This window comes from Facklamia sp. 7083-14-GEN3 (assembly GCF_024742075.1).
In the GTDB taxonomy this organism is placed as follows: domain Bacteria; phylum Bacillota; class Bacilli; order Lactobacillales; family Aerococcaceae; genus Facklamia.
Map to the genome: position 1 here is coordinate 843796 of NZ_JANSGD010000001.1, position 21845 is coordinate 865640.

Annotated in this window: 19 protein-coding genes; 2 read left to right on the plus strand and 17 right to left on the minus strand. The window is 36.3% G+C overall.

Annotation, left to right across the window (positions count from 1 at the left end):
• Positions 1-180: 180 nt before the first annotated feature.
• The 4 genes from rpsD to NW240_RS03940 form a co-directional block, all read right to left on the minus strand.
• On the minus strand, positions 181-789 hold the full coding sequence (gene rpsD / locus NW240_RS03925; protein ID WP_258436155.1) for a 30S ribosomal protein S4: 609 nt from the start codon (positions 787-789) through the stop codon (positions 181-183).
• 200 nt (positions 790-989) lie between these two features.
• Positions 990-1685, minus strand: a complete 696-nt coding sequence (locus NW240_RS03930) for a 5'-methylthioadenosine/adenosylhomocysteine nucleosidase (RefSeq protein WP_258436157.1) — start codon at positions 1683-1685, stop codon at positions 990-992.
• 12 nt (positions 1686-1697) lie between these two features.
• Positions 1698-2198 (minus strand): hypothetical protein, encoded by a 501-nt coding sequence (locus NW240_RS03935; protein ID WP_258436158.1) that lies wholly within the window; start codon positions 2196-2198, stop codon positions 1698-1700.
• Positions 2199-2200: 2 nt separating this feature from the next.
• Positions 2201-2782 carry an NUDIX hydrolase gene (locus NW240_RS03940; RefSeq protein ID WP_258436159.1) on the minus strand — a complete coding sequence of 194 codons (582 nt, stop codon included), beginning with the start codon at positions 2780-2782 and terminating at the stop codon, positions 2201-2203.
• A 511-nt stretch (positions 2783-3293) separates the two neighbouring features.
• Here NW240_RS03940 and NW240_RS03945 point away from each other — a divergent pair.
• Positions 3294-4082, plus strand: coding sequence for a 5-bromo-4-chloroindolyl phosphate hydrolysis family protein (locus NW240_RS03945; protein WP_258436160.1), 789 nt, complete (start codon positions 3294-3296; stop codon positions 4080-4082).
• Positions 4083-4086: 4 nt separating this feature from the next.
• The gene (locus tag NW240_RS03950; protein WP_258436161.1) at positions 4087-5364 is read left to right on the plus strand and encodes a toxic anion resistance protein; all 1278 of its coding nucleotides are present in this window, start codon (positions 4087-4089) and stop codon (positions 5362-5364) included.
• Positions 5365-5440: 76 nt separating this feature from the next.
• Here NW240_RS03950 and ileS read toward each other — a convergent pair whose 3' ends face one another.
• The 13 genes from ileS to ftsL all read right to left on the minus strand — a co-directional run bounded on the left by ileS (position 5441) and on the right by ftsL (position 21827).
• A complete protein-coding gene (gene ileS, locus NW240_RS03955) occupies positions 5441-8230 on the minus strand; it encodes an isoleucine--tRNA ligase (protein WP_258436162.1) in 2790 nt (929 codons plus the stop codon).
• A 270-nt stretch (positions 8231-8500) separates the two neighbouring features.
• Positions 8501-9301 (minus strand): DivIVA domain-containing protein, encoded by an 801-nt coding sequence (locus NW240_RS03960; RefSeq protein WP_258436164.1) that lies wholly within the window; start codon positions 9299-9301, stop codon positions 8501-8503.
• A 33-nt stretch (positions 9302-9334) separates the two neighbouring features.
• The gene (locus NW240_RS03965; RefSeq protein ID WP_258436165.1) at positions 9335-10117 is read right to left on the minus strand and encodes an RNA-binding protein; all 783 of its coding nucleotides are present in this window, start codon (positions 10115-10117) and stop codon (positions 9335-9337) included.
• A gap of 3 nt (positions 10118-10120) precedes the next feature.
• Positions 10121-10393, minus strand: a complete 273-nt coding sequence (locus NW240_RS03970; RefSeq protein ID WP_258436166.1) for a YggT family protein — start codon at positions 10391-10393, stop codon at positions 10121-10123.
• 66 nt (positions 10394-10459) lie between these two features.
• Complete coding sequence (gene ftsZ / locus NW240_RS03975) at positions 10460-11782, minus strand: cell division protein FtsZ (RefSeq protein WP_258436167.1); 1323 nt, start codon at positions 11780-11782, stop codon at positions 10460-10462.
• Between the two features lie 30 nt (positions 11783-11812).
• Complete coding sequence (gene ftsA / locus NW240_RS03980; RefSeq protein ID WP_258436168.1) at positions 11813-13390, minus strand: cell division protein FtsA; 1578 nt, start codon at positions 13388-13390, stop codon at positions 11813-11815.
• Between the two features lie 132 nt (positions 13391-13522).
• Complete coding sequence (locus tag NW240_RS03985; RefSeq protein WP_258436169.1) at positions 13523-14677, minus strand: FtsQ-type POTRA domain-containing protein; 1155 nt, start codon at positions 14675-14677, stop codon at positions 13523-13525.
• Between the two features lie 27 nt (positions 14678-14704).
• A complete protein-coding gene (gene murG / locus NW240_RS03990; protein ID WP_258436170.1) occupies positions 14705-15817 on the minus strand; it encodes an undecaprenyldiphospho-muramoylpentapeptide beta-N-acetylglucosaminyltransferase in 1113 nt (370 codons plus the stop codon).
• Between the two features lie 14 nt (positions 15818-15831).
• Positions 15832-17187, minus strand: coding sequence for a UDP-N-acetylmuramoyl-L-alanine--D-glutamate ligase (gene murD, locus NW240_RS03995; RefSeq protein ID WP_258436171.1), 1356 nt, complete (start codon positions 17185-17187; stop codon positions 15832-15834).
• A gap of 32 nt (positions 17188-17219) precedes the next feature.
• Entirely contained in the window at positions 17220-18179 is a 960-nt protein-coding gene (gene mraY, locus NW240_RS04000) for a phospho-N-acetylmuramoyl-pentapeptide-transferase (RefSeq protein WP_258436173.1), read from the minus strand.
• Positions 18167-19675: a UDP-N-acetylmuramoyl-L-alanyl-D-glutamate--2,6-diaminopimelate ligase gene (locus tag NW240_RS04005; protein WP_258436174.1), complete on the minus strand. Its 1509-nt coding sequence runs from the start codon at positions 19673-19675 to the stop codon at positions 18167-18169. Before NW240_RS04005 ends, mraY begins: the two co-directional genes overlap by 13 nt.
• A gap of 15 nt (positions 19676-19690) precedes the next feature.
• A complete protein-coding gene (locus NW240_RS04010; RefSeq protein ID WP_258436175.1) occupies positions 19691-21391 on the minus strand; it encodes a penicillin-binding protein 2 in 1701 nt (566 codons plus the stop codon).
• Positions 21381-21827 carry a cell division protein FtsL gene (gene ftsL / locus NW240_RS04015; RefSeq protein ID WP_258436176.1) on the minus strand — a complete coding sequence of 149 codons (447 nt, stop codon included), beginning with the start codon at positions 21825-21827 and terminating at the stop codon, positions 21381-21383. The genes NW240_RS04010 and ftsL overlap by 11 nt, the downstream gene beginning before the upstream one ends.
• Positions 21828-21845 lie beyond the last annotated feature (18 nt).

The following is a 21845-nucleotide window of genomic DNA, read 5'->3' on the forward strand; positions in this document are numbered from 1 at the left end:
TCTACTTATTTCTTATACCCTGCCATATTGGCCTTTTGCATAAATAATCACCATATATTATAACATTTAGAAGCTTTCTTTTAAAGCTATTGTTAAATAAAAGTCAAAAGTTCGTTCAGTCACAATGAAAAAAATAAGATTGGGAAAGGTCCCAATCTTATTTAACAATCTATTTAAGATTTAGCCTAATTTATTGTAGTATTCTACGACTAGGGCTTCATCAATTTCAGCGTTTAATTCGCTACGTAATGGTAAACGAACTAAGCTACCTTCTAATTTATCCGCATCAAAGTTCACAAACTCTAAACGAGTAACTGTTGATTCTAATGCTTCTTTGATGATAGCTAAATTACGTGAACGTTCACGAACACTAATTACTTGTCCTGGTTCAACAATATAAGACGGGATGTCCACACGTTTACCATCAACAGTAATATGACCATGGTTAACTAACTGACGTGCTTGACGACGAGTTGTTGCTAGACCTAAACGATATACCATATTGTCTAAACGACGCTCTAACATTACCATGAAGTTTTCACCGTGCTTACCTTCAGAAATTTTTCCAGCGCGGTTAAATAAAGTACGGAATTGGCGCTCATTTAAACCATACATAAAGCGTAATTTTTGCTTTTCATTTTTTTGCAAAGCATATTCTGATAATTTTTTACGTTGATTACCATGTTGTCCTGGTGGGAATGGGCGTTTTGATAATTCCTTACCAGTTTCTGTTAATGAAATTCCTAAGCGACGAGATTGTTTCCATGATGGTCCTGTATAACGTGACATTAAAATTCCTCCATAAATATGTATTGGAGTAAAATAACTGGTTAGAAAATCGAATGCGTGCAGTTAGTTTTTCACCTTTTGCAGCCGTGGTTACTCATTAACGTTGACGTTACTAACTGTTGACGCGCTTTCTTTTTCTATGCTGCATTATTTTACACTCTTTCTATTATACCGATTCTAAAAAGATAAGCAAGCTCTTTTTAGTCAAATTGTGCCAGTAAATTCATTACCATTTCAGCTGACTTACGTCCAGCTAGGAGGATAAACTCATCAAAACTCATTCCAGCTTCCTCATCTGCCTTATCGGAGATTGAGCGAATAATGATAAAAGGTGTTTTCAGCACATAAGCTGCTTGAGCAATAGCAGCTGATTCCATTTCAACTGCTTTTACGTTAGGAAAAGCTTGAAGAATCGTTTTTACTTGTTGACTGTCGCTGATGAATTGGTCGCCTGAAGCAATCAGTCCCCTAATAGCCATTTGACCGTTCTCATTTGCCAGTCGATAGGCCAACTGACTCGTTTTTTCATCCGGTTGATAAATTGTCGGCATTCCCGCCATTTGACCTTGGTCGTATCCAAAGGCTAAAAGGTTTACATCATGGTGGATTAAACCATCCGCTATGACCAAGTCACCGACTGCTAAGTCTGGTGATAAACCTCCGGCACTGCCCGTATTAATAATTAAATCTACTGCAAAATGATCCACCATTAAAACGGTCGACAGACTCGCATTAACTTTTCCAATACCCGATTGAACTAATACAACCTCTTTACCACTTAAGCTTCCGTGATAAAACTCAAAGCCATAGTAATTATGAATTTTTATATTTGATATTTCATCTTTTAAGAGACGAATTTCTTCTTCCATCGCACCGATAATTCCAATTTTTTTCATTCAATCATCCCCCTAAGCTAAAAATGCGATCAGTAAAACTAATACTAATAAAAAACCCACTATAATAATGCCATTATTTAAAAAACGGTCCATTTTAGCTGAATATTTAGCTCTTTTTCTTATAGGGGTATTACCTTCATCTAATGCTTGATATTGATAATCCTTGATTGAATTCCCTTGGTCTGGGTAATCAAATTGATTATTGAAGGCATTATACGCTCCATCCTCTTCGATACTTAGCTCATTATTAATATCAAATTCATTCTGGCTATCCAATTGTGAAGAAGCTTCCTCAGAATAATTTGGGAAAGCTTGTGAATCATCAATTGCTTCTGCTCGATTAATAAATTCGCGATAGAGAGTTTTATTTTCTTGATAGATTGACTGATCAGAGGAGTTTTCTTGCTCGAATGAAGAAGACTGATGACGTAAACGATTTTTTTCTTCTTGCTCATAATTTAAATAATCTTGATAATCATCGTGTTTTTTCTTTTTGCGTGAGAATAGTCCCATAATTAAGCCTCCAAACTATTTAGCCAAAGGGTTAATGCGTATAAAGTTTTTAGGTCAATGATTTCGCCCTTACTAATCATGTCCTTTATTTGTTGAGCCGTAAATAGGTAATGCGAAACTTCTTCATTTTCATCTTGATCTAATTTCTCTTTGGCCTCTTCCACAGATTGAGCAAAGAAAAGATAAATGGCCTCATCAATATAACCTGGTGAGATATAGAATTTAGAAGTAAATTGCCAATCCTCTGAAGCATAACCTGTTTCTTCATTCAACTCACGTTTAGCAGCTATCAGTGGGTCTTCGAGTTGACCTTCTACTTGATCAATAATACCCGCTGGGACTTCATATATTTCATAAGCAATAGCAGGACGATACTGTTTAACCAAGATAACTTCTTTATCTTTTGTTTCTGCTAAAATACCCACTGCTGGCAAGTGATGGATTAATTCACGTTTAGCCTTTTGACCATTGGGTAGACGAATTTCATTTTGATAGAGTTTTAAAATGGCCCCATCGTAAATTTGGTTAACAGATAGTGTTTCATTATTTTTGTTAAATGAAATTGACTCTATTTTATCTTTCATAATATTCACCTCTTAAAATGATTTACTTAGCGATTAATTCCTACTCAGTTTAGCGACTACTACTCTTTCTTTCAAGTCTTTTCAATGGTTAACTTTAAGAATAGGCCTCAAGTCCGATAAGACTTTTTTCTGGCTATGATATTCTAAAATTAAGAAAAGGGAGGTTTCAATCATGTTAGCTTTAATAACAATTATATATATTTTTTTATTAGCGGGCCCTCTGCTATCAATATTTCGAAGTCTAAACAAATTTTCTAAAAATGGACAACGCCTGTCTGATATTTGGACACCGTCTCTCAAGAGAAATATCACTCTGTGTACTTTTGTCATTGTTTTGGGTGAGCTTTTAGGGTTTAGTTATTACCTTACGACTCAATTCTATTTTTCTTTATCTGTTATTTTTTTGTGGATTTTACTTTCTGTTATATTTTATTATATTCGCCAAATCAACGCATCAAAATGGATCTGGCTTTTTTACCATGTAGGACAATTTCTTTCATTTTTATTAGCTATGCTAATTGCAAATTCTCAAGCTGGACCAAGTGGACCTGTCTCAACAATTTATTCTGTAACAGACTTTTTAGCAAGTATAGTCTTTACAACCCTATACCTAAGTGTAGCTATTATAATCTGTTCAGTCATAATAGGCCTTCTTGCCTATCTATTTAGACCCAAATATTCGAAGAAAAAATGGCATCCTTTCTTCAAACCTTCTAATAAAAAGCCTAGTCGTAATATGCTTGAACATTATCAAGCAGCAGGCTTAAACAAACACGAAATTGAAGCTTTTAGGAGCCAAATGGCTGATTCACGTAAGCAGATTATTAATATTGAAGCTAACTTTCAAGCAACGGCTAAAATGCGCGCCATTGAAATACGGCACAATATCGTCAAGGTTTCAAAGAACTACTTTAAAGATATCGTTGAAGAACCCAATCGCCGACTGGATGCTTCTAATTTCTTAATCAATTATCTGCCACAATTAGAAGATCTATTAGAAAAATATAATGAAATTAATTCACACGTGGCAAAAAATAAGCAAACTTATTTAATTTTAGAAAAAAGTGCCCTAACAATTGATCAGTTGAGCCAAGAAATTGTTGAGGATTATTTGAATTTCCACTCCGATACCTATCAAGAATTAGAAGATGGCTTGAAATTAGCCGATCGAATGTTACATAATGAATCTAATAATCAAACCAATCTATTTAGCCAAGAATCAAAAGATTCTAAGTTGAATGATTTTAATATGGATGACCCTTTTGATGAGTTTAAAGAACTAGATAATGAAGGAGAGTAAAGCGATGAATGAACTAGACCCAAATAATCAAAATTTAACTCAAGCCACTTCCTTTGATGAAATTGACGATCTTCTGACGGACCCCTTTGATCAAGAAGAAAATCAGATTGAACCCATTCAATCTTTGCAAAGTGAATTATCAAAAGCTTCAATTCTTTCACAGAAAAAAGTTACCAATGAAAAAACAATTGACCGCTTGAGTGAAAATCGTCAAGCTCAAGCACGTAAACTGGCCCAGCAGATCGATGAGAAAAACCTCTCTGCTGTTATAACCTACGGAGCTAAAGCGCAAAAACGTTTATCAGAATTCTCCCATTCAATGCTACATAACGTCCAGCTTAAAGATACTGGCGAAGTGGGTGATGTTTTAACTGATTTAATGACTACTTTACAACAGTCGAATCCTAAAGAATTAACGAGTCGTCCTAACTTTTTCCAAAAAGTTTTTGGTCAAATACGTGCCTCGATTTCTGATACGCAAATGAAGTATCAAAAAATAGGTAATCAATTAGACAAAGTAGTTATTCGTTTAGAAAGAGAAAAAAATGAATTACTCAATGACAATATGATGTTAGAAACGCTCTATCAAAAGAACAAAGACTACTTTGAGGCTTTAAATGTCTATATTGCAGCGGGAGAAGTTAAAATTGAAGAGTTACAATCCAAGACCATTCCTCAAGCTATTAAAAAGGCTCAAGAAAGCAATAGCCAAATGGATGTGCAGGAAGTCCACGACCTTAATCAATTTTTAGACCGTTTAGACAAACGCACCCACGATCTAAGACTGACTCGTCAAATGACCATTCAACAAGCCCCTCAAATCCGTATGATTCAAAATACCAACCAAGCCTTGGCTGAAAAAATCCAAGCCTCTGTCCATACATCTATTCCTCTTTGGGAAAACCAAATTACTATTGCCCTTGCCCTCTTAAGACAGCAAGACGCTGCCACTTCTCAAAGAATGGTCTCAGAAACAACCAATGATCTGTTACGCCGTAATTCGGATATGTTAAAACAATCAGCTATTGATACAGCGAGAGAAACTGAGAGAGGTATTATCGATATCGAAACCTTACAAAAAACTCAAGCGGACCTGATTGAAACAATTGAAACTACCCTTCAGATTCAAGCAGAAGGTCGTCAGCAAAGACAGGCTGCTCAATATGAACTGGAATCAATGGAAAGTCAACTGCAAGAAAGACTATTAGCTATTTCAAATGAACAAAAACAACAAGCTATGAATCCTAAAAATACTCAGGATGACTATTTAGATGACTTTTAGTTTTCATCCTAATCATCAACAAAACAAATGAATATTAAAAGCGTTTGACCTTATGGTCAAACGCTTTTTTATAAGTTTATTCTTTATTTTCAAAATATTCAGGATACTCTGTTGTCACAATTTCATGACAGCGATGGCAAAGTTCTTCTGCCCCTTTAATCGTGCCGACTTCTGGTCTTACAGCACGACAGCGGTCACAAATTTGACCCTCTGCAAAATCAACTTTCACAGCATAATCTTCAAACTGATGCGCATCTTCCGGTGCTTGATCAAACGACTGAACAGTTAGTTGTGATACCGTAAATAATTGTGCAGGCTGATCACTTAATAAATCAAATGCTTTTTGATCTTCTGCATTAATGTATAGAGATACAGCAGCCTCAAATGATTTCTTGATTGGTTGCTCTGGGTGATTCTTGGCTTCTTCTAAAGCCTTGTTCACTCCTGTTTGTAATTTAAAGAAGACATCCCATTTAGCAACAAGCTCCTTAGCTTGGTCAAGATTTTCTGCCTTAGGCATTTCAGCTAATTGAATAAAGCCATCGACTGCTGGTAAATCTTTCCATGCTTCTTCAGTTGTATGCACAATTAATGGTGTCATTAAAATTAACATATCGTGAACCATTTGATAAATCACTGTTTGCATTGAGCGACGCGCATGGCTATCTTTAGCTTCAATATAGACAATATCTTTAGCAACATTTAAATAGAATGCTGAAAGGTCTGAAGAAATAAAGTTCATAATGCGCTTATAAAGCTCTGGGAACTCATAGTTGTCATAAGCTTCTAGGATATCTGCTTTAAACAAGTTAAATTTAGCATTCATATATTGATCAAGATTTGTAAGTTGATCAGTAGGAACGGCATTTTCAGCTGGATGATAATCATTGACAAGACCTAACATAAAACGAACAGTGTTACGAATTTTACGATAAGATTCAGAAACTTGCTTAAGGATTTCATCAGAAACACGAACATCCGCTTCATAGTCAACAGATGCTACCCACAAACGAATAATATCTGCTCCTAAATCATTCATCACATCAGCTGGATCAATAACATTCCCTAAAGATTTAGACATTTTTTGCCCCTTACCGTCATTGACAAAGCCTTGTGAAAGAACAGCCTTGTATGGAGGGAAACCATTTACAGCTACTGAGGTGGTGAATGATGAGTTAAACCAACCACGATATTGGTCAGAACCTTCAAGATATAAATCAGCAGGGAAGCTTAAATCTTCTCTAGCTTGTAAAACACCAGCATAAGATGTGCCTGAATCGAACCATACATCCATAATATCCATTTCTTTGGTAAATTGACCATTTGGTGAAGCAGGATGTTGGAAGTCTTCTGGTAAAAGGTCTTTTGCCTCCCACTCGAACCAAATGTTTGTTCCATGCTCTTCTACTAAATCAGCTACATGATTGACAATATCTAATTCAAGGATAGCTTCTCCATTTTCTGCGTAGAAGATTGGTAAAGGCACACCCCAAACACGTTGACGAGAAATCACCCAGTCACCACGGTCACGAATCATATTATAAATACGACGTTTACCAGATGGATGATGCCAAGTCACTGCATTTTCAACATTATTAAGAAGTTCCTCACGGAATTTATCAATAGAAGCAAACCATTGAGGAGTTGCTCGGTAGATAACTGGCTTTTTAGTCCGCCAATCGTGCGGATAAGAGTGAACAAATTCTGAATAGTGTAAGAGGCTACCATTTTCTTTCAAGGTCTCAACAATCTGCTTTTGACCTTTAAGATAGAAGACACCTTCCAAACCAGGCGCTTCATCAGTAAAATGTCCTCTACCATCTACTGGTGATAAAATATCCAAGCCATATTCTAAACCTATCCAGTAGTCATCTTCACCATGCCCAGGAGCCGTATGAACTAATCCAGTACCTGTTTCTAAAGTAACATGGTCTCCAACCATCAGTAAGGATTCACGGTCATAGAAAGGATGTTGAGCGGTTAAACGATCAAAGTCCTTACCTTTATAATGTGCTTCAACTTGGTAGTTTTCCCATTCAAGTGTTAATGCCACCGCTTCTAATAATTCTTCAGCGACAATAAAATGACGGTCACTAACTGCAACTTGCACATAATTAGCCTCTCCTAAAACCGAGATCCCAAGGTTAGCTGGTAATGTCCATGGTGTAGTGGTCCAGATAATGAACTCTGCTTCTTTTGGAACAACGTCACTGCCATCTTTCACTTTGAATGCTACATAAATTGAAGGAGAAGTTACATCTTGATATTCAACTTCAGCTTCAGCTAATGAAGATTCTGATGACCAAGACCAATAAACCGGTTTAGCCCCTTTATAGATATAGCCCTTATCGGCCATTTGACCAAAAATGCGTAATTGCTGCGCTTCATATTTAGGTTGCAAGGTTAGATATGGATTTTCCCAGTCTCCATTGACTCCCAAGCGCATAAAAGTTTCTTTTTGTCCTTCTACTTGTTTTAAGGCATAGGCTTCACAGAGCTTTCGAAAATCAGCTGTTAAGTATTCTTTACGATTTACGCCTTCATTCTTCTGTAAGGCAGACTCAATTGGTAACCCATGAGTATCCCAACCAGGAACATAAGGAGAATAATGGCCTGTCATTGAACGAAAACGTGTAATAAAATCTTTTGAAATTTTATTAAAAGCGTGCCCCATATGTACACGTCCGTTGGCATATGGCGGACCATCGTGTAAAATCCATGGCTCTGAATCAGTGTTTTTTTCTAACATTTTGTGATAAATATCGGCTTCTTGCCATTCTTTTTGTAAATCTACCTCTTTAACAGGCAGATTGGCACGCATATCAAAGGATGTTTTCCCAAGATGCAAAGTGTCTTTTAATTTCATTTGTTTTCTCCTCTCTATAAAAAAAGCCCCTTCCTAAGAAGGGACGTCAAATACGCGGTACCACCCAATTTAATAGTTAAAACTACTCACTCTTCATGATAACGCTTTTTAAGCGGAACTAGCTAATCAATAAGATTCACTAATCAGTTTATAGAATGATAAAGACTAGATACATGGACTCTTGAGCTTACACCATCCTCAAGTCGCTAAAGTTTGTTATCTAACTTCTTGTTTCTATAATATCTTTTACTAATAATTTTCTTTATTATATTAGTCTTCTGTCGGAAGGTCAATACGAATTGTTTCACCATGTAAAGCTTCATCAGAATTTTCAGTTTCATTATATGCTACTTCTGGTGAGTGACTTTTTTCAAAAGCCTCTAGTTCTTCACGACTTAAAGGCATAGTTTCCATAGAATCAGAAGTATCTTCTTGATTTTCCTCCATATGAATTTCCCTTAATTCATTCAAATCAAAAACTTGTGTCATCGATAAATCTTCGTCTGCTTCACTTTCTTTAGATTCAAACTCAGTCTCTTGTGCCAAACGATCTAAACGATTGTTTGATATTGGTCTTTGTTCACGTGTCTGAGCGGGTGTCAAAGCTGTACCATCAAATAAATCCTCAAATGAAGTATTATTAACAATGGATAATTGATTTTCAATTAATTTACGTAATTCTTGACGATATTTTTTCGTTACATTTCTCAATCTCTCTGCTTCTTCAAAAATTTCATTTGATTGAGCATTCGCTTCATCAATTACTCGACTGGCTTCACTTTCAGCTTCATAAAGAATTAATTCAGCTTCTTTACGAGCATTTTGTTTCAGACGTTCTGCCGCTTCTTGAGCAATAATAATTGAAGAATTTAAAGATTCTTGTAACTGAGAAAAATAGTCAATTTTATCTTTTGCTTCTGCCAAATCACGTGTTAAATTATGATTTTCTTCTAGTTTTTTCTCTAATTCTACGCGTACAATATCTAAATAGTCATTAACTTGCTCTGGATCATAGCCACGGAACTTACTATTAAATTCTTTTTCTAAAATGTCATTCGGTGTAATTGTCATAGAGATCCTTCCTTTTTTGTAAAATTTTACTTACTATACTTTTAACAAATCGATTGAAAGCCTAAAATTATCTTTTTTTGTTTTACCATCTACTGACTGAATACGGAAACGACCATAACGCCTTAACGAAACTATGTCAGAAACTCCAACTAAAGTATCGCTCCGATCCACTTCAGTAAAATTAATTTTAACTAGTCCAGCTTGAACAGCATCTTTAGCTCTTTGACGAGATATATTATAGACCTTACCTATCAGACTATCTAATCTTAAAGAAGAAACAATGACTGTTGTTTCTTCCCACTCATCAATTGAATGCAGAAGATTTTCACGCTGTATAGGATTCAAATGAACGCCCACATTCGCTATCTTTTTCACTTCATCCATTAGATAAGTTTGCATTTTCAAATCAACTATTACGTGCCACGCATTACCATCAGTGATAATATCTCCTACTCTTCCCCGCTCAATTCCTGTTGAGAGAATGGTTCCAAGTATTTTACCATGAGACAAATCAGCAAATTTAGTAGGGTAACTAATTTCTAAGAATCCTAATTCTAAATCTGCTAAATCTAGCACATAATAGTTGGGATAGATTAAAGCTCTCTTACGTTCACTGTCTTCATACCCTCCATCTAAATAGTAATTCATCTCGTCGCGCCCATTTACTATATCTTGTAAAATAGTTGCTTCTCTCGGCGTTAAAAAAGATGTTAAAACAGGGGTATAAAGGCGGTCGACTTGGTCAATCCAATCATAAACTTGGTCTACAAAAGATTTTTCTTCCTTACGATAATGCTGATATATTGATTCTTTCATTTATTAGCCTAAAAGCATGATAATCAACCATTTTACGCCTTGCTCAATAAAAGTCAATGTAAAAAGAGCGATGATTACATTGATGGAGATGGGACCAATAGGTGGAATGTAGCGATTAAAAATATCAAGATAAGGACTTGCCAAACGATCAATCATTCGTCCAATCGAACTTTCTCTTGCTCCCGGCAACCAGGAAAGTAAGGCATAGAGAATCAAGACCCATTGATAGACACGAAAAATTGTAGACACAAATTGAATAATTGCTGATAAATTCATAATACCTCCGACTTTATTCCTAATAATTGGTGAAAAGAGGAAACAGTCATGCTTCCTCTAAATAATTTAATGACGATTTCTTTTACGGAAGAAAGGAGGTGTTTCTAATTCGTCTTGCTCTTCTGATTCCGCTTGACGCACCTTGCTTTCAGATTCCGATCTTTCAAAGGTTCTTTCAACCTTGTTTTCTTTAGGCTCAATATCTGCCACATCACGAGTAATTTGCTCACGTTTAATATCCCAATCACTGAATAAATCACGTTCAGCTTCTTTCTGATTGACTTGTCCCAAATTGATTGAGCGGTCAGATGAATTCATCGCTGGTGAACTGGATGAGGATGGGTTACTTTCGTTTGTAGGGAAAGTGTTGTTATGAGAAAAATTTGGTCGGTTTTGACGCATACCTTGTTGTTTATTAATGGTATTCTTTTCTGCATCAATTCCGGTAGCAATAACAGTAACAACTACCTCATCGCCTAAACTTTCGTTAATGGAAGTACCAAAAATAATATTAACATCTTCGCTAGAGGCAGAAGCAATAATATCACTTGCATCTTGTGCTTCAAATAAGCTTAAGTCCGGACCACCTGTTACATTCAGTAAAATTTGTTGCGCTCCATCAATTGAAACCTCTAATAACGGAGAAGAAATAGCTTTCTTAGTCGCTTCTGCTGTACGGTTTTCACCTGCAGCTGTACCAATTCCCATCAGAGCTGTTCCTTGATCCTTCATTACGGTTTTAACATCCGCAAAGTCCAAGTTAATAAAGCCCGGAGCAACGATTAAATCAGAAATACCTTGAACTCCTTGACGCAAAACATTGTCCGCTTCAGAGAATGCTTCCATCATTGGTGTTTTACGATCGACTACTTCTAGCAGACGATTATTTGAGATGACTACTAAGGTATCCACAGCTTCCTTGAGATTTTGTAATCCTTCAGCAGCAAAGCGACCGCGCTTAGGCCCTTCAAATGTGAAAGGACGTGTTACGACTCCGACGGTTAAAGCTCCTAACTCTTTAGCAATACGAGCAACAACAGGCGCAGCACCTGTTCCAGTTCCACCACCCATTCCGGCAGTGACAAAAACAAGGTCTGATCCTTCAAGAACTTGACGTAATTGTTCTTCTGATTCTTCAGCTGCTCTTAAGCCAATTTCTGGAATCGATCCAGCTCCCAAGCCCTTTGTAACTTTTGGGCCTAATTGAATTTTAGTTTCTGCTTGAGAACTTTTTAAAGCTTGCGTATCCGTATTAGCGACGATGAATTCAACACCTTGAACGTCTTCAGAAATCATTCGGTTGACAGCATTGCCACCCGCTCCACCTAAACCAATAACTTTGATAACTGCTCCTTCAGGATTAACTGTTGGATCAAATGATAATTCCATTAATATATTCCTCCTCTTGTGCTGTCTTAATTAATCAAAAAACGTTTGAAAATATGCTCTTAATTTATTTACAAATCCACCCTCGTTAGTTGATGGATTTTTTGTCGACTCATCTGTCCATTCTTCTTCAGAATATTGGCCCTCTGATGGATAACTATTATAAGATTCCGCTTGATTATCGTTGTATGCGTAATACTCTGAGTGACCGGAATTGTCTGAAAAAGCTTGACCATTAGGATGGGGTTGAGATAATGAAGGGCTCTTTGGTTTTTGGCGAGCTTGATCTCGATTACCGAATCCTCCTTGAAGCCCACCTTGTTGTCCTCCGATACCACTTGTTTGATAATATGAGTTATCTGTCTCACCATAAGGACGACCTTGTCCGCCAACATACTGATTCGAAAACGGTGGGTTAGCATCTCTAGCTGCAGCGTGTTGAGCCCTTTGAGCTCGGAAAGTTGCCTGAGCGATTTGATGCACTTCGTCTAATTTTGAAACATATTCAACCATTCCCATACTAGTTGTGTAGACAGGATTGCGCATTCCCATTTGTTCTGGGATATATACACGAACTTGAGGACCGAAGTACTTTTTAGCTAATTCTAATACACCTGGTAAAGAAGAAGCGCCTCCAGTCAAGACAAAGCCTCCTGGTAAATCTAATGCATCTACTGCTTCAAGATCTTCATGAATGGTTTCAAAAATTTGAACTAAGCGAGCTTCGATAATTTCTGATAGATAGCGCTCATCTACTCGAACAGGTTCTTTACGTCCAACTGTTTCGACCGGGAAATACTCTTCCGGTGAAGTTTGACTAGAAATGGCATAACCATATTCACGCTTAATGCGTTCAGCAGAGTCTAAGGAAGTATTCAAGATAACCGAAATATCCTTAGTCACATAGTCTCCACCTTCTTGATCAACAAACGAGTATTTTAATTGATTATCGTAGATTATGGAAGCGGATGTTTGACCGCCTCCCATATCAATAATAACTGTACCAAACTCTCGCTCATCTTGATTTAAAGCAGTAGTGGCAATCGCTTGTGGTTGAATGACGAATTCAGAAATTGAAAGACCTGCTTTTTCCACACAACGTCTAATATTATGAATAATCGTACGTGGACCTGTCATTAAGCGGGCATAAAGCTCTAAACGAACACCTATCATTCCACGAGGGTCACGAATACCATTGAAACCATCTACGATAAACTCTTCAGGTAAAATGGCAATTACTTCTCGCTCAGGTGGAACAGATCGTACTTTTGCTGCCGAAATAACATTGTCAACATCCCGAGAAGTTATTTCACGATTCTCACTTGCTACAGCAATCATGCCGTGACAATCGTCAATTGCCAATTTATTACTAGGCACACCAACGACCACTTCATTGATTTTAACATTAGCCTTACGTTCTGCTTGTTCAATTGCTTTTTGAATCGAAAGAACCGTCTCATCTATATCGACAATAACTCCACGACTTAAACCACGTGATTTTTCATTGCCTACACCAATTATGTTTACATGTCCATTCATATATTCAGCAACAACAACTTTAATCGATGTTGTTCCAATATCTAAACTAACAATTATTTCTTGATTTCTCATCCAGGTGATGAACCCCCTTCATTTTCCCAAAACATGAGTATTTATCACATTATATTACCTTTATATTAACACACACATAAAGCCATTGAAATTAAAAGAAGTCCTTGTTATCAATTCGTAATCATATTTATCTTAATTATTGTTAAGCTTGACTGAATTAGTTTCGTTAGCCTCAGGTGTAAAATAAGCTCCCACTTCGAGATCGATAATTCCTTTACGACCATTGAGTTGGTCTAACATTTTTGGATAATAATTCATTTTTTCCGCTACTGTTGAACTTACTGCTTTTATAAGGTTACCGTCCTTCATTTGTATTTCAATATAGCCTTCTTTTCCTGGTTTGGAGGAAGGTGTGATTTTTTCTACTTTTTCTAAAGTGCTCGTTTCAAACTGGTCTATGGCAATAGCAACTTGTTTTAGTACTGATTCTGAAAAATCCCCTTCAATGATGGGAAGCCTATTCATTTGTTCAGCAACTAATTGTTTTTTTATAACAGCTTCATCCGATGTATACCCCTTACTCATCAGGGCATAGTTTTTACCATTACTAGAGTATATACCAACAATTTTTTGTTCTTCTACAATAATCTCTATTGCTTTCCAACTATCACGCTGAATACGAACATCTTCCAATAACGGATTGTTAGTGAGAATATGGTCTTCAATTTCCTTTCGCCATTTCAAAACATTACTTGCCTTATCCATCGAATGAATCGTGACTCCATTAAGAATCGACTCACTTTGAACGATTTGATTGCCTGACACGATTAACCTATTAACATTATTATAAGGTAATATTTGCCAAGCTGACCCTATCATTAAGCTATAAATGACTAGATAGAGAACAAAAATTTTTCTCTTTCCTTTAGGAAAACCTCTTAACAATGCTTCTTTACTTGGCAGTCTATCTAACCAATATCTAGGGATGGAATAATTAGGATTTATTCTTTGCCCTTTTTGGCTACTTGTATAAACAAATGGACCTTGATAATTAGTGTCCCTACGATAATTTTGCGAAGGTCTCCCTCCATAAAAAGACTCATCCATCGGTCCACTGTAATATTCGGTCTGTTGATTGTTTCGATAATCATTTAGGGAATAAATATTTGATCGATTTAAATTTTCTTGGTCATGAGACTGTTCAAAAGAACTCGGAAGAATAGGTTTGCCTTGAGAATCTAAACGGTAATTACCCATAGGCGCTGTTACCGGTTGATTATTTCTTTCTGAAATAGTTCTTCGATTCTGTAGATTTTTATTTTTATCTGGTAACCGATAATTAGCCATCCTATTCCTCCTTTCTTTTAAAATTATTTATACCAGCTCGTTCATCATTTGAATAATCCGATCACTTGCATCAGTGATTCCCATACCTTTTGCTGCTTGACTCATGGCCTTTAATTCTTTAGAAGCTAACATTAATTGGTTAACTTTTTGAAATAAAGACTGTCCATTAAGCTCTGACTCTTTTATCATCACAGCTGCCTTCTTTTTAACTAAAGACAAGGCATTATGTTCTTGATGGTTATCTGTTACATAAGGGCTAGGTATTAGAATACTAGGTAATCCCAAAGCTGTTAACTCTGTTAAGGTTGTTGCTCCGGCACGACAAACAACTAGATCAATCGCTTGAAAAACACTTGGCATATCATCTATATAAGGAACGATTCGAACATTACTACTTTCATTGATTTTTTCGACTGTTTCTTCATTAAGTTCTTGAAAGTGACTTTGTCCAGTAGCAATAATCACTTGATAATTAGCAGTCAACCATTTATCTAGAGATTCAATTCCCGCTTGATTAATGGCTGGCGCTCCCCGAGAGCCTCCAAAAATTAAAACGGTCGGTTGATCATCTTTTAAACCAAATTGTTCAGACAAACATTGCGGCATTGGCGGTGTAGATATCACTTCTTGCCCTCTAGGGTTTCCTGTTAAAATCACTTTATGTTGATTTTTGCCAAATTGATGTCCCGCCTCTTCAAAACAAACAGCAATTTTATTAACAAAACGAGCTAAAAATTTATTAGTAATTCCTGCTACTGAATTTTGCTCGTGAATAATGGTCGGAACTTTAAGCATACTAGCGGCTAATAAGACGGGTCCACAGACATAACCCCCTGTTCCAAGAACAATATCTGGTTGAAAGTCACGGATCATTTGCTTTGCCTTACGAGTTGAATTAAATAGTTTAAAGATTAACTTTAGATTATCTATGCTAATTGATCTTTTTAAACCCGTTATTTCGACCGCTTTAAAAGGCATTCCTTCTCGAGGAACAATTTGGGACTCCAGTCCTCTTTGCGTACCAATATAAAGCACTTCAACATCTGCTTTTTCTTTTAAAACACGGTATAAAGCTAATGCTGGATAAATGTGTCCCCCGGTTCCACCACCTGAAAGAACAATTCGTTTTACTTTATTCATTTCTTTCTCCTTTATTATGCTTCTCTTCTAAAAGACTCGACCTGCTCTATAAACCGATCGCCTCTAATTTCATAATTCTTAAATTGATCCCAAGAGGCACATGCGGGTGAGAACAAAACAATTTGCCCTTCTTGAGCAAAAGAAATGGCAGCTTGACTCGCCTGGTCTAAATTTTCAAATAATTTAATCGTTTTGACTTTAGCTTTTCTAAAATCTCTTTCCATTTTTTCTTTTGATTCACCGTATAGAAAGGCTGCCTTTACTTTGTTTAAATAAGGAATTAGGTCTTGGAAATCATTTCCACGATCGAGGCCCCCACCAATATAGATGATGTCTTGGTCAAAACTTTTAAGGGCTGTAATAGTTGCAACCGTATTGGTAGCTTTGGAATCATTATAAAATTTAATTCCTTTAATCGTGCCTAAGGGTTGGATACGATGACGAATACCAGCAAAGCTTGCTAATTTCTCTTGAATGGCTGCATTTTTTACCCCTTGAATTTTAGCTATGGCAATAGCGGCTAGGGCATTTTCTAAATTATGCTTGCCTGGTAGATTAAATTGATCAATTAAAGCCACTTCTTGCCCTTGGAAATAAAAAGAATGATCTTTAATATATGCACCTGAATTTACTTGCTTTTGACGAGAAAATGGCACCTTTATCGCTGGAGAATCTTTCAACCATTCTTCAAGTTCAGTTTGATCAGCATTATAAATTAAATAATCCTTCTCAGTCATTTGCTGAATCAGCTTTAATTTGGCTGCAATATAGTCTTGCCGTGTTCCATGGTAGTCTAAATGGGCTGAATAAATATTAGTAAAAACCGCAATCTGTGGATGAAATGATTGGGTACCCATTAACTGAAAAGAAGATAATTCCATTACGATTAAGTCCGCTTCATTTACTTCTTGAGCAACTTCAATTGACGGGACGCCTACATTTCCTGCTAATTCAACTTTACCTTTCCACGAACCTTCTAAAAGATGGTGGGCCAAGCAAGTCGTGGTTGTTTTCCCATTAGAGCCTGTAATTCCAATAATAGGTGCTAGACTTTCACGATAAGCCAACTCAACATCCGTATAAATTGGTATACCACGATGCAAAGCCTCTTGAATAATCTCTAATGAATAAGGTATCCCAGGTGTCTTGACGATGAAGTCAATTCCTTCCAATATCTCAAGTGGGTGTCCCTTATCCACCACTCTTACTCCTGACTTTAATAGCAAATTAACCGACGGGTCCTGAGAAAGGTCCCCTCGGTCATTGAGCGTAATTTTTGCACTTTCTTTTTGTAGATAATTCACAATACTTTTACCTGTTAAGGCATAACCCATAACTAAAATATGTTGACCAGCGTATTTATTTGTCATTTGTTTTCACACTTTCTCGCTTATTATGCCTATTATAAAATGAAATAGAGCAAGCTAGCAAGTATTCCTACTGTCCAAAAAACAATTACTACTAACTCTTCAGACCATCCAATCATCTCAAAATGATGGTGAATGGGTGACATCTTAAAAATTCTCTTCCCTCTTGTTTTAAAAGAAGCAACTTGCAAGATGACAGATAAAGTTTCAATTACAAAAACTAAGCCAATAATCAATAAAGACCACGGATTATTTAAAAGTATTGAAATGATTGCTAAACCTGCCCCTAAAGCTAACGAACCCACATCACCCATGAAGATTTGAGCGGGTTTGCGATTAAATAGTAAGAAACATAAAAGACTTGCTACAACAATTAAACAAGCCATAGCAACTGATGCTTGGTCTAGACGGATAGCCAACATAAAGTAGGCTCCATAGGCAATAATATTTAAACCTGTAGCTAGACCGTCTAATCCATCAGTTAAGTTAACAGCATTAGAAAAACCAGTAATCCAAAAGAAGGCAAATGCTATCACAACTAATAAATAATTAATTTCCAAAGAGAAAATAGGCAATACAAAGGTTTTCCCTAATAGATAACCCGCTAAAACTACGATACCAGAAAATAAAAGCTGCAGTAGAAATTTTTGTTTAGCCGTTAATCCTTCATTTTTACCGGTGAAAATAGATATAAAATCATCGGCAAAACCAATGCCACCAAAAAACAACCAAGTTAGCGCAATCATCAAGAGATTAGCATCTAGTAACTTAAATAACCAGCCAAACAACAAAGTAATCACTATGGATACTGAAATGAAAACCGTTCCTCCCATAGTGGGGGTACCTGTTTTAACTTGATGCCAGGAAGGGCCTTCTTCTCGAATAGCTTGACCCATTTTCTTTTTTATGAATAAACGGATAAAAAGCGGAACTAAAGCCAGTGTTAACAGTCCTGAACTAATGAAAGCCATTAATAACTGCATCATCTTTTCCATTTGTTTTCTAACTCCTCTTCTACAATCGCAATCTCATCATAAGGTAAATAGTCATCACCAATTACTTGATAAGCCTCTCCTCCTTTACCAGCAAAGAGAATTGTATCATTAGCTTCAGCATGATTTACTAAATAATGAATAGCTTCTTTTCGATCTTCAATTAACTCATAAGAAATTTCTTTATGATCTCTTACCATTTCAGAAACAATTTTTTTAACTGGCTCATTTCTAGGGTTATCTGCGGTAAATACAATATGATCCGCCCACTTAAATAAAATATCACCTAAATCTGGTCGAGCAGCTGAATCTCTATTACCACCAGAATGTCCAAACAATACTCTTAGCTTCCCTTTTGTAGTCTCTTTCAATTCGTTTAAAACATTTTCTAAAGCATCCGGTGTGTGAGCAAAATCAATGACAACACGATAATTTTGCCCTTTATCGATAACTTGCATTCTTCCAGGAATACCATTTAGTTTCGGAGTCAAATCAACTATTTGTTCAGCTGAATAGCCATAATACACTACTAAACAAAGAAAAGCTGCCAAATAATTCATAACATTATACGCACCAATCATTGATAAGGCAACTGGATAAGTCTCACCTTGAAAATGAAGCTTGAATTTTTGTGTTGAGCCTTCAGTCGTCAGTTCATCCACATAAACTGTAGCGTTAGGATTCTTCATACTATAAGTAATAACAACTGCTCCGGTTGCTTGGCTCATTACCTCCGCATAGGGATCGTCTTGATTAATGATCGCCAGACGTGGCTTTTGATGATGGAAACTTTGACCCAATTGAGCAAACAGCAAACTCTTAGCATAAGCATAATTATCCATTGTCTTGTGAAAATCCAAATGCTCTCGAGTTAGGTTAGTAAAAATCGCACAATCCACATCTGAATACCAAAGACGGCCTAAGGATAAAGCATGGGAAGATGCCTCAATAATTATATCCGTACATCCTTCTTCGACCATTGATTGATAATATCTTTGTAAACTCACAGCTTCTGGAGTGGTATTAACAGCTGGAAGTTTGCGATCTCCAATTTTGTAATGAAGGGTACCTATCAGACCTGTCTTATGATTTAATAACTCCAAAAATTGAGAAATCAAATGTGTAGTAGTCGTCTTTCCGTTAGTACCCGTTACGGCTACTAGAGGAAGTTGGCTAGATGGTTGACCAAAAAACTGATGAGCTAATATCGATTGCGCTCGATAAGTTGAAGGAACTTTGACTAAAGTTATATTATTATTTAAAGCTTGTTCCACTTGATTAGATGAAAAATCTTCGGCAACTATCAATGAGAGTCTTTCTTTAACTAACTGATCAATCACTGAATGTCCGTCAAACCTTTCACCTTTTATCGCTATAAATGCTCCTCCATCAATTAGTTTACGATTATCATTGGTCAGGTCTTTTATATCTTTGTCTAGATTTAAATCGCCTAAAATTCGGTAGTTGATTAAGACTTCTATTAGATTATTTAAGCGCATTTTATTTCCTTCTCTCTATTGCTTGATTAGTATAGACTCTAGCATTGGATGAAAAACTTCGGACAGCATCTGAGTACCATATATACCATGGTCATTTTGTGGTCTTTTTATAAATAAATATAACATGTATTTTGGCTCTTCAGCAGGAAAAAAACTGATTACTGAATAAAAATAGTCATTACGTCCCGTTAAGTAACCTGTCCCTTCTTCATTGCCAATTTGAGCTGTCCCAGTTTTGGCAGCTACTCTCACTAAATCAGACTTAAAGGGTCTTGAAGTTCCTTCAGGATCCTCAACCGCTTGGGTCATCAAATCAATAATATAGGGTGTTACATTGGGTTGGATAACTTGCCCTAAATCCTGTTTTTGATAAGTTTTGCCATTTTCATTAATATGATCAATATATTGGATTTTTATCATTTTTCCTTGATTACCAATCGAACTATAGGCTTGTAAAAGTTGCATCGGTGTGGCTGAAAATGCTTGCCCAAATCCAGACATTACACGTGATGCAGGATTGGTAAAATCCAGTGATCCTGGATTCTCATTAGCTAATTTGCTATTCGTGCTGACCCCAAAGCCAAATTTCTTTAATTCCTCAGTCCAAACTTGGTCGCCCATTCGATTTACTAACTCGACCATTGCCACGTTAGATGAACGAATAAACCCATCTTCAAAAGAAATTTGTCCCCAACCAAATTGGTTATGGTCTCTTACTTCACGATCATACACCTTTACCTTTCCTGATAAGAAAGTTTCCCCCGGTTCAAAAACACCCATTTCCTTAGCTTTAGCCATGGTTAAGATTTTCACGGTTGATCCAGGTTCATTCGCTGTTTCAACTAATAAATTCTGCCAAAGTTTATCGACCCCTTCTCTAGTGTTTAAATTAAAGGAGGGCCTTTGAGCAGAAGTTAATAATTTACCAGTTTGCAAATCAACTAAGTAAGCGCCCATTGACTCTGGTTGATATTTGTTAAAGTTTTTATCTAAAATTGCTTCAGTTTGATTTTGAATACGACTATCTAAAGTTAAATAAATATCATTGGCTGATTGGTAATCACCAGTTTCTCCGTTTAATGACTCACCTGACAATATATCATCAAATACCGCTTCAATACCCATGGCTCCTACTAAATTTGATTGAGATCCTTGTTGGTTATTTTCATCAGCCTCTGCAAAACCTATTAAATGAGAAGCAAAATAATCATTAAAATAATAACGACTTACCTGACTGGTGAAAAAAATACCCGGTAAGTTCTCGGATTCAATCGCTAATTTTGTCTGTGCTGATAAGTTTTTAGAAGCTGATCCAAACTCAACCTGATTGACATTATCATGATTTAGTTGGGTCCATATTTTCTCTCGAGGCATATTGATATATTTGGCAAGAATTGTTGCGGTATAATCAATATCTTTTACGGTTTCACCTTCTGCCCAATCACCATCTAAAACAGCGTACATAGAATAAGAAGTAGTATCTATTGCAATCGGCTGACCATATTGATCATAAATCGTGCCTCTTTTTGCTTTAGCAATACTACTTCTATTATCTACTTGCATTTCTTGATTAGTTAAAGTAACACCATTTACTTTTTTTAATAGTCCTATTTGTGCCATTCGGCCAATCATTAACAAGCCTACTATTATTACAATGATGGCTAAAAAAAATAAGTTCAAACCTTGATTATTTTCTACTTTGTTATTATTCTTCATTTTGATCGATATCCTTTACGCGATCCATTTCTGTCTTCATCCCATTTGCTTCTGCTACAGCTTCAATATTTTCATACTTTAAGTTTTCAGCCTTTTCAACTATTAACATTTCAGTTTCTTTAACCAGTTCAGACTCTTCAAATTGGATTTTTTGAATCTTTTGGTTGACCTGATTGACTTGCCAGTTAACATAGAGGCTAGCAAAACAACAGCTAACTATTATAAAAATTAAAAGTATTGCAAAAATCCGATTCGTTTTAATCGGTTTTCTTATTAATTTTCTATCTTCATGATTATTTCTATATGAGTGATGGGAGGGTTCCCACTCTTCTAATTTCCGAACAGCTGACCCATCAAACATATTAGTAGATTGACCGGATAGCGATTGGTTTTGGTTTTTCTTGTAAATGTTTTTTCTATGATAATTCTCAGTCACAATTGCTACCCTCCTTAA

Coding starts and splice junctions, on each gene's coding strand:
- rpsD (WP_258436155.1), bottom strand. CDS start 789: ATGTCACGTTATACAGGACCATCATGGAAACAATCTCGTCGCTTAGGA.
- NW240_RS03930 (WP_258436157.1), bottom strand. CDS start 1,685: ATGAAAAAAATTGGAATTATCGGTGCGATGGAAGAAGAAATTCGTCTC.
- NW240_RS03935 (WP_258436158.1), bottom strand. CDS start 2,198: ATGGGACTATTCTCACGCAAAAAGAAAAAACACGATGATTATCAAGAT.
- NW240_RS03940 (WP_258436159.1), bottom strand. CDS start 2,782: ATGAAAGATAAAATAGAGTCAATTTCATTTAACAAAAATAATGAAACA.
- NW240_RS03945 (WP_258436160.1), top strand. CDS start 3,294: ATGCTAATTGCAAATTCTCAAGCTGGACCAAGTGGACCTGTCTCAACA.
- NW240_RS03950 (WP_258436161.1), top strand. CDS start 4,087: ATGAATGAACTAGACCCAAATAATCAAAATTTAACTCAAGCCACTTCC.
- ileS (WP_258436162.1), bottom strand. CDS start 8,230: ATGAAATTAAAAGACACTTTGCATCTTGGGAAAACATCCTTTGATATG.
- NW240_RS03960 (WP_258436164.1), bottom strand. CDS start 9,301: ATGACAATTACACCGAATGACATTTTAGAAAAAGAATTTAATAGTAAG.
- NW240_RS03965 (WP_258436165.1), bottom strand. CDS start 10,117: ATGAAAGAATCAATATATCAGCATTATCGTAAGGAAGAAAAATCTTTT.
- NW240_RS03970 (WP_258436166.1), bottom strand. CDS start 10,393: ATGAATTTATCAGCAATTATTCAATTTGTGTCTACAATTTTTCGTGTC.
- ftsZ (WP_258436167.1), bottom strand. CDS start 11,782: ATGGAATTATCATTTGATCCAACAGTTAATCCTGAAGGAGCAGTTATC.
- ftsA (WP_258436168.1), bottom strand. CDS start 13,390: ATGAGAAATCAAGAAATAATTGTTAGTTTAGATATTGGAACAACATCG.
- NW240_RS03985 (WP_258436169.1), bottom strand. CDS start 14,677: ATGGCTAATTATCGGTTACCAGATAAAAATAAAAATCTACAGAATCGA.
- murG (WP_258436170.1), bottom strand. CDS start 15,817: ATGAATAAAGTAAAACGAATTGTTCTTTCAGGTGGTGGAACCGGGGGA.
- murD (WP_258436171.1), bottom strand. CDS start 17,187: ATGACAAATAAATACGCTGGTCAACATATTTTAGTTATGGGTTATGCC.
- mraY (WP_258436173.1), bottom strand. CDS start 18,179: ATGGAAAAGATGATGCAGTTATTAATGGCTTTCATTAGTTCAGGACTG.
- NW240_RS04005 (WP_258436174.1), bottom strand. CDS start 19,675: ATGCGCTTAAATAATCTAATAGAAGTCTTAATCAACTACCGAATTTTA.
- NW240_RS04010 (WP_258436175.1), bottom strand. CDS start 21,391: ATGAAGAATAATAACAAAGTAGAAAATAATCAAGGTTTGAACTTATTT.